This window comes from uncultured Granulicatella sp., assembly GCF_963528195.1.
Taxonomy (GTDB): Bacteria; Bacillota; Bacilli; order Lactobacillales; family Aerococcaceae; genus Granulicatella.
In genome coordinates this window covers 1-7,356 of sequence record NZ_CAURVN010000059.1, presented here as the reverse complement: position 1 = coordinate 7,356, position 7,356 = coordinate 1, and the positions used below count along the sequence as shown (strand labels likewise).

At 30.4% G+C, this 7,356-nt stretch carries 10 protein-coding genes and 1 pseudogene; 7 read left to right on the top strand and 4 right to left on the bottom strand.

Annotated elements, in window-relative coordinates:
* The 3 genes and pseudogenes from RWR88_RS08305 to RWR88_RS08295 all read left to right on the top strand — a co-directional run.
* Positions 1-551 (top strand): annotated as a pseudogene (locus RWR88_RS08305) (IS1595 family transposase); the annotation flags it as partial.
* 224 nt (positions 552-775) lie between these two features.
* Positions 776-2,044: an ATP-binding protein gene (locus RWR88_RS08300; RefSeq protein WP_314451773.1), complete on the top strand. Its 1,269-nt coding sequence runs from the start codon at positions 776-778 to the stop codon at positions 2,042-2,044.
* 2 nt (positions 2,045-2,046) lie between these two features.
* On the top strand, positions 2,047-2,484 hold the full coding sequence (locus RWR88_RS08295) for a hypothetical protein (protein WP_314451771.1): 438 nt from the start codon (positions 2,047-2,049) through the stop codon (positions 2,482-2,484).
* Positions 2,485-2,661: 177 nt separating this feature from the next.
* On the opposite strand, the gene RWR88_RS08290 is transcribed toward RWR88_RS08295, so the two are convergent.
* From RWR88_RS08290 to RWR88_RS08280, 3 genes are read right to left on the bottom strand one after another with little or no spacing between them, the layout of a single operon-like run.
* Positions 2,662-3,168 (bottom strand): hypothetical protein, encoded by a 507-nt coding sequence (locus RWR88_RS08290; protein ID WP_140450164.1) that lies wholly within the window; start codon positions 3,166-3,168, stop codon positions 2,662-2,664.
* On the bottom strand, positions 3,165-4,220 hold the full coding sequence (locus RWR88_RS08285; RefSeq protein ID WP_314451768.1) for a hypothetical protein: 1,056 nt from the start codon (positions 4,218-4,220) through the stop codon (positions 3,165-3,167). Before RWR88_RS08285 ends, RWR88_RS08290 begins: the two co-directional genes overlap by 4 nt.
* A 17-nt stretch (positions 4,221-4,237) precedes the next feature.
* Positions 4,238-4,651: a helix-turn-helix domain-containing protein gene (locus RWR88_RS08280; RefSeq protein ID WP_140450126.1), complete on the bottom strand. Its 414-nt coding sequence runs from the start codon at positions 4,649-4,651 to the stop codon at positions 4,238-4,240.
* 165 nt (positions 4,652-4,816) lie between these two features.
* Here RWR88_RS08280 and RWR88_RS08275 point away from each other — a divergent pair, with 165 nt between their 5' ends.
* Genes RWR88_RS08275 through RWR88_RS08260 form a run of 4 tightly spaced genes read left to right on the top strand, consistent with a single transcriptional unit; the run spans position 4,817 to position 7,007 of the window.
* Complete coding sequence (locus RWR88_RS08275) at positions 4,817-5,257, top strand: hypothetical protein (RefSeq protein ID WP_140450125.1); 441 nt, start codon at positions 4,817-4,819, stop codon at positions 5,255-5,257.
* 9 nt (positions 5,258-5,266) lie between these two features.
* On the top strand, positions 5,267-5,800 hold the full coding sequence (locus RWR88_RS08270) for a hypothetical protein (protein ID WP_140450124.1): 534 nt from the start codon (positions 5,267-5,269) through the stop codon (positions 5,798-5,800).
* A 20-nt stretch (positions 5,801-5,820) separates the two neighbouring features.
* Entirely contained in the window at positions 5,821-6,603 is a 783-nt protein-coding gene (locus RWR88_RS08265) for a DUF4013 domain-containing protein (RefSeq protein ID WP_369011008.1), read from the top strand.
* Positions 6,604-6,614: 11 nt separating this feature from the next.
* Positions 6,615-7,007 carry a DUF805 domain-containing protein gene (locus RWR88_RS08260; protein ID WP_197544070.1) on the top strand — a complete coding sequence of 131 codons (393 nt, stop codon included), beginning with the start codon at positions 6,615-6,617 and terminating at the stop codon, positions 7,005-7,007.
* A gap of 167 nt (positions 7,008-7,174) precedes the next feature.
* Here RWR88_RS08260 and RWR88_RS08255 read toward each other — a convergent pair.
* The coding region (locus RWR88_RS08255; RefSeq protein ID WP_314451759.1) for a hypothetical protein at positions 7,175-7,356 on the bottom strand (182 nt) is incomplete at its 5' end.

Genomic DNA, 7,356 nt, shown 5'->3' with positions numbered 1-7,356 from the left:
CAGCAAGTGAGTTGGTGAATGTAAACAAAAATACAGCTGCTTATTACTTTCACCGATTACGTTTACTCACCTATCAAACAAACCTGCATTTGGAAATGTTTGAAGGAGAAATTGAAGCTGATGAAAGCTATTTCGGTAGTATTCGTAAAAGTAAGCGTGGTCGTGGAGCAACAGGCAAAGTCGCAGTATTTGGGCGTCTCAAGAGAAATGGTAAAGTTAATATCGTAGTTATACCAAATGCAATCAGCAACACTATTGCCAATTATTCGTGAGAAAGTTAAGCCTGACAGCATTGTTTACATTGACACTTACCGTAGTTATGATGTGTTTGATGTCAGCGAATTTAGTCATTTCCGCATCAATCACAGTACGCATTTTACTGAAAATCATAACCATATAAACGGAATTGAGAATTTTGGGAACCAAGCAAAACGTCATTTATGCAAGTTGAATGGCATTCCCAAAGCGTATTTTGAGCTGTATTTGAAGGAATGCGAATGGCGCTTGAAATAAAATCTCAAATTTCCATTCTAAAACAATCAGTTAAATAGAGCCTGGTCTGGTTATCTGGTACAGCCTCAAATTTTTTATTGCATCATAGCTCATATATGCTGTAAACTGGTCAAGAGATATCCTCAAGCCCTAGTTGGGGATTAAGCTCCTCTAAACAAATCATCTCTATATAGTTCAGATTTTATTTTGGAATCAATTCATTATGTTAATAAATTTTTCTGTATCTAATCACTTATCTTTCAGATCTAAACAGACTCTTAATATGCTAAAGTCGGATTTTAATAGTGATTTAATTAATAAAGAAAATTTATTGACATCCTCTTTAATATTTGGAGCTAACGCATCAGGAAAATCTAATTTTATTGATTCACTAGCCTTACTTAAAAAAATTGTTTTAAGGTCAACTGATGAATTAAGTAAAAATTATCTAGAAGATATAGTTCCATTTTTATTTAATAAAATTGATAATTCTCCATCTACATTTGAAATATCTATATTTAGTCAAGAAGTATATACTTATTCAATATCATTTCTAAATCGTAAGATCGTTTCTGAAGAGCTTTGTATATATTCTGAAAATAATCTTAAAAAAAATGAAACTTTATTCATAAGAAATGATAATATCATAAATAATGTTTCTGAGCGTTTTTCTGAGTCATATAGTTATTTTAATCAAGAAACCAAAGAAATTAATAATTCTGATAATGTTAAAAATATACCGTTTATATCAATTATTGCTGGAGTTGGTGGGGTGCACTCTAAAAATGTAATAAATTGGTTTAATAAATTACATATCATCTCTGGTTTATTAGATGATGCTCTTCTCAATTTTAGTTTAAACTTATTCGAGAAAGACTTGAAATTTTATGATTGGGCTTCTCAATTCTTACCAAGTCTTCAAATAGATAAAATTGACTTTGAAGATAATGTTTTATCGTTATTTGAAAAAATAGATCCAAAAGAGTTAAAAACAGTATTAGCCAAAGTTAAACAGAAAAAAAAAGGAAAGCACACAGAAGTTATAGAGAAATTTATCGATCTTGTTCAGGCAACAACAGAAATAGAAGATAAAAAAATTAATGCAAAAAAAGTTAATGTGATAAAAAATATTAATGGAGAAAAATATGAATTACCTTTTAGATTAGAATCAGAAGGAACTAGAAAGCTTATTGCACTCCTGGGTCCAATATATGATTCTATTCAAAAGAAACATGTTCTAGTTTGTGATGAAATTGATTCGAAGTTTCATACTCTCCTGATGAAATATATATTGAAGATTTTCAATAAAGATAATAAGGAATGTCAGTTAATTGCTTCAGCTCAAGATACTAATCTAATTGACAAAGATATTTTTAATGAAGATCAAATTTGGTTTGTTAATAAAAATGAATTTGGTGAAAGTGGGATGTATTCTTTAATTGAATTTAAGAATCTAACAAATACAGATTATGCATCAAGTTATCTTAAAGGAGCCTATAATGCGATTCCTCTTTTTGAAAACAAAGATATCATTGAGAACTTACTAAAATAAAAATGTCAATAACACCAAGAAAACAAAAATACTTAGAACCTAATCCAGTTAATATTAGTAAGGTTTTAATAAGTTGGAAATATTATCAAGGTAAGAAAGATAAAGTGGGGCAGTCTATTTCAGAGTGGGAAAATGAGCGTGATGAGAAATATTTAAGAGCTTTTTTTGATAAAATAGATTATATACAAACTACACCTTATAAAGAATTAATAGACAACAAAATTATTTCTTTATATGGAAGATTTCCACCACCTGAAAGCACTGATTTTTCGTGTCCTTCTGACTTAGAAGAAAGTGCTAATTGGGGAACAATACAAAAACTTCATCAATATGCTAGGGTCGCTGGTTTTTTATCTAATGGCTTTTTCTATATTGTATTCTTAGATAAAGACCATAAATTTTATAAATCAAGCTCTTTTCATAAAAAGAAGAAAGGGTGATTTATTGCCCTACTATGCCCCCTATCCTGCAATATTCGCTACAAAAAAAATGATGCCCTCATCAAAACAAGAGCACTTTTATATGAATCTAGTCAATTTTCGGACTTTGTGCAACTGCTACATAATACCGGCTTTATTAATCTCTTTTAGGGAAATATCAAACAATTCTAATTCAATCTAATTAGAATGAGGCTTTAATCTTTTAAGAGTTTTTTCTTTGAGTTCTCTTTTCTCTTGTTTATCTTTAAGTAAGTTTTTAAAATCATTGATTTCATCCATAACTGCTAGAGCATGGAAAAAGAATACTATATCAGCTAATGTAACTCCTATTAATGAGAACAGAAATTCAGCTTTATATTGAGTAACTAACTGAAACCCTAGAGTGCATAAAACACTCAATATAACTAATAAACCTACTAAGATATACAACTGCTTACGTTTCATCTGAATCAGTTTTTTCAGGCGTCTTTTTTCTCTTTCGTTTAAATTATTGTAAATCGAATCGCTACTTAGTTCTTTGACAATGTTCCCAAGTTGGGTTATAGGTAATAGCAAGAAAGCTACTAATAAGAATGAAACGCCTGATACATCTGTTTGAAAATAACAAACAACAAAACGAGAGGCTAAGTAACCAAAGCCTCCTGCAAGTAGTGTCACTAATACTGTTAATTTGAAACTTTTCATAGCTTATCTTTTTGCGGATCTAATTCAATTTCTTCTTCTCGAATTTTTTGGATTAACCAGTCTTTCATCTGTTTACGCAAATCCGTTTCATCAATGATACCTTTTTCATTCATGTTCACTGTGATTTCACCCGACAATTTTACTTGGTTGCCGCGTAGTATACCACCATTTTTTAGAACAATCTTAACGTCATCATCATAGACGTTTCTAATAGAATGTGCGATCTCATCAATGAACGACTGACCTTCAACAGATGTTTTTCTATCGTAAGTAATTTCTAGATTTATTCTTAAGTTTGATTCATCTAAACTATCTTCTAACTTATAGTCTTTTAGAATTGATGACGGTATTAGTTGCTTCAATAAATCTAACCCCATAGCCGGAGTAAATTTTAATGACCTTGTATTGCTTATAGATTTATTAAGATTATCTAATGAGATTCTTTCTTCTGGCTTATCAACATCTGTCTTTTTATCTTCAGATATGTATGCACCTGCTAATGGAGTTCCTATTAAAATTTTTTTGACAGGTTCTTTTTCTGTTAATGTCCTAACAATTTTAGGAGGCTGAATAGCAAGAGATAAGGTTGATTTTGTTGGTACAAGTCCTGATCTTTCAGTAAGTAACCAATATATATGATTTTCTAAATCTCGTTCTGTTAATGCTTTTGACTTTAATATTACAATATGATTGTTGAAAACTAAAAGATATAAAATAGAATTTACAAATTCTTTTTTTCTCTTTTTATCGCTTTCTTTACTTTCAGAATTTAGATTAAAAGGTAATAATGAATAAGACTTAGCTCCTTCTTCCATATCTAATATGGTTTGTTGTTTTCCTGACTCTATATAGACTAACTGACAAAACAACATATTTCCTTCATCAACAAAAGAATTTATAAATCTTATTTCGTCCGATGTAGAATTTATTTTCTCCTTACGGTTATCTACAATTGAATATTCTTCAGACTTAAGTAACTCTTCTAATAATTCCTGCAAAGTACTTTTACTCTCAGTGATAACAAAATTTCTATAATGAATGGTCTTTTTCATATTAGCTCTTTAAATATCTAAATTTTAGTCTGCTGTTTTAACAATGTTATAAGATTTCTTAATGAATTAATCTCACTATCCTTCTGCTCAAGCAATTTATTCAACAATTCGTCTTTCTCACTTGCATGAGACAAAGCTAACTTTAACCGTTCAATCTCAATCGACAACTGGGTTTCCCCAACACCTTGATATACCGAACCTAGTGGCGATTCAATTTGAAAACAGATATTCTTACCATCTGATTGCATTAGCTCAATTACATCAATATCAAAGACTTGGGCAATTTGCTCAAGTTTATCTAAGTAGATTTTACTTTCACCACGCTCAATTTTAGCATAGCCATTTAGTGACATATTCAGTTTTTCAGCCATCTGTTCCTGCGACCAATCCTTTGCTTCTCGGATCTTTCGAATCTTCTCATTGACACTCATTTTTTACCTGTAAAATTTCTTGAATACCCACTACTAGGGTAGTTGATAGAGATTACTAGTTGCTACAGCAAAACAACCACATTATGTATTATAGCTAGGTTTAATGCGGGTTCTTACTGAAAATTTCCCTAAATTTCTTATATTAATCATTATAGGTTTTTTATTATGAATAAGCTACTTCTATCTTTATCTACAGTATTCGTATCTACAAACGTTTTCGCTTTGTCACCTTTAGAACAAGCTAAAGTAGATACCGTTGCAAAGGTCTATCAAACCAATGATTTAGAACGCTACTCAACAAAAGAGTTTGCAGATTTGCAAATGAAAGCAACAGATATTCATAACGAAAATGAATATGAATACGGCGGAACATGCCTTTCCGAATTTTGGATCTATGGAATGGTGAGAAATCAAGTTGAAGTAAAACCTATCATAAAAATTATTAAGGAGCAGGTAAATGTCACGCTAAAAAATAAGAAGAAAATCATTAATTTAGTCTATCAACTGGAATGTGAAAACAACCAATGTTTAGTATCAGATGTAATTACTGAACAAGGGCGTAGTTACAAGAAAAGCTTGGCTTCTTGCATCAAGAAATATCAATAAGGAAATGTTATGAGAAAAATATTTAAGGTAGTAATGCTAACCTTATCATTAACTTCTTGTGCAGAAGTTACAGAGGGACTTCGAGATATTTCACAAGGTACATTTGTGAAGAAAAGAGTTGGCAATCCATTTAGAACGGAGCAAACCACTGATTCATCTTTATATAACAGTTTGGTTAATCTATCTCAAGGTAAAGCAGTAGGTTCATCTATAAAGATGGAAACATCCGATCTTATGCTCTTTAAGGCATTAAACCATAATACTTTAATTCAAGAAAATGAAGTAAATTATGACTACGACCAAGTTGAATTATTAAGTAATGAATTAAAACGCCATAAAATCTTTATTAAAGAGAGTAAAGCAGGTGAAAAATGTTCATCTCCTTTATCAAATAATCAAGGATACACATCATCAACTTACGAATTTATGATTAATGGTAAAAAACTATATATCCTTCAATATGGAAGTGTTTGTGGAAGTTGTTTATATAAACCCATTGTAATTACCAAGAATCAGCCTTGCAAAGTCCTCAATACTCTTTAAATTTTAGGTATAACACGAGAATGTTTAAAAATTTGCTTAAAGAATATCAAGAAGGATACGTATATCTCTTTTCTGATAGAAGTTTCTATAAGAAGCTTTGGATTATTCCTTTATTACTATTTTTTCCATTTATAAAGTATCCATTCGGCATAATATTTATTAAAGGATGGCAGGTTCAGATGGTTGAAGATATTATGCTAGATAAGCCGTTGCAATCATTACAAATAAAGAAAATAGTTCTGAAAGGGTTACAAATAACAGGAGTTACGATTATATATTGGATGGTTCCAACAGCTTTTTGTTATTTATTAGGACTAAAAGGTATTCTAGGATTGTTCTTAGATATACTAGAATTTATACAAAGCGGATTAACAGGCTATCTTACTGATTACATTGAGGATTATATTGCAACATTATTTATCTACTTTATATGGGGCATGATCTCAAATCCAATTCTTCAATGTGGAATCATTAGATATGCATTAACTGGAAAATGGTTAGAATTATTAAATATACCGAAAAACATCTTATTTCTAATGGCTAATTTACATAATTTCTTAAAGTTTTATGTTTTTTATCTAGTCACAGTATTGCTTTTAATAATCCTTGATTCGTTATTATTATTTATAGCGTTTCCTATTGAGATTTTGTTGCTACCATTTTTACTTGTTCTCTATTATGGTTCAGTTTCGCATGAGTTAGGGCATCTAGCAAAAAATGCATTTCTCAAGCAGGTTAATAGGAAAAAAGATTTAACTGCTGATAATCCAACAGATTATATTGAAAATAAATGTTCACATTAAGAGGATTAGTTATGATTGAAAAATCGTTATTTACATACTTTATTGAAGCATTTACTAAAAACTATGCAAACTTTAAAGGGCGTGCTAGACGAAAAGAGTATTGGGGATTTACTTTATTTTATGCATTAATATTCGCTATTTTAGGTGCTTTTGCTTTTACAGGTATTGGAGTAATACTTTTTTTAGTAGTTTTTGTTGTTACCTTACCACCTTCAATATCCCTAATAGTCCGTAGATTACACGATATAAATTTATCTGGTTGGTTTACTTTATATATGTTAATTATGCTAATTCCTGTTATTGGTGAAGCGATTGCAATCATCATTTCAATCGTCATCGGAGTTGTGCAAGGTAGTGCCGAATCGAATAAATTTGGCGAAAATCCTGTAATATCGAATAAATAATTACGGACACTAGCGATAACAAATAATAGATGAAAGCAACTTCGTGAGGAATTGCTTTTTTTATTTGACGAAAAATTTTCAAAGGACTATATTTACACTAATTTGCAGGGAAAACTTACTACAAATTATATAATTAGCCAAGGAATACAACTTTATTTAATCACCAATTAATACACATTAACAGGTGTGTAGCGAATGTTTAGGTGGCAGCAAATTTCATCTTGTAGATTTCCTGTTTTAACAATCGCAATTTCACTCATTTTAAATGAGCCTTCCACAAGTTCCTTGTGGGTAACGGTATTCGAGGCATAAACGCTTTGAGCCGACTTGAAATTTTCAAGTGGGCGAT

Excerpts from the sequence above, each read along its gene's own strand:
- RWR88_RS08295 (WP_314451771.1), top strand. The coding sequence starts at position 2,047 with ATGTCAATAACACCAAGAAAACAAAAATACTTAGAACCTAATCCAGTT.
- RWR88_RS08300 (WP_314451773.1), top strand. The coding sequence starts at position 776 with ATGCTAAAGTCGGATTTTAATAGTGATTTAATTAATAAAGAAAATTTA.
- RWR88_RS08265 (WP_369011008.1), top strand. The coding sequence starts at position 5,821 with ATGTTTAAAAATTTGCTTAAAGAATATCAAGAAGGATACGTATATCTC.
- RWR88_RS08285 (WP_314451768.1), bottom strand. The coding sequence starts at position 4,220 with ATGAAAAAGACCATTCATTATAGAAATTTTGTTATCACTGAGAGTAAA.
- RWR88_RS08280 (WP_140450126.1), bottom strand. The coding sequence starts at position 4,651 with ATGAGTGTCAATGAGAAGATTCGAAAGATCCGAGAAGCAAAGGATTGG.
- RWR88_RS08260 (WP_197544070.1), top strand. The coding sequence starts at position 6,615 with ATGATTGAAAAATCGTTATTTACATACTTTATTGAAGCATTTACTAAA.
- RWR88_RS08275 (WP_140450125.1), top strand. The coding sequence starts at position 4,817 with ATGAATAAGCTACTTCTATCTTTATCTACAGTATTCGTATCTACAAAC.
- RWR88_RS08270 (WP_140450124.1), top strand. The coding sequence starts at position 5,267 with ATGAGAAAAATATTTAAGGTAGTAATGCTAACCTTATCATTAACTTCT.
- RWR88_RS08290 (WP_140450164.1), bottom strand. The coding sequence starts at position 3,168 with ATGAAAAGTTTCAAATTAACAGTATTAGTGACACTACTTGCAGGAGGC.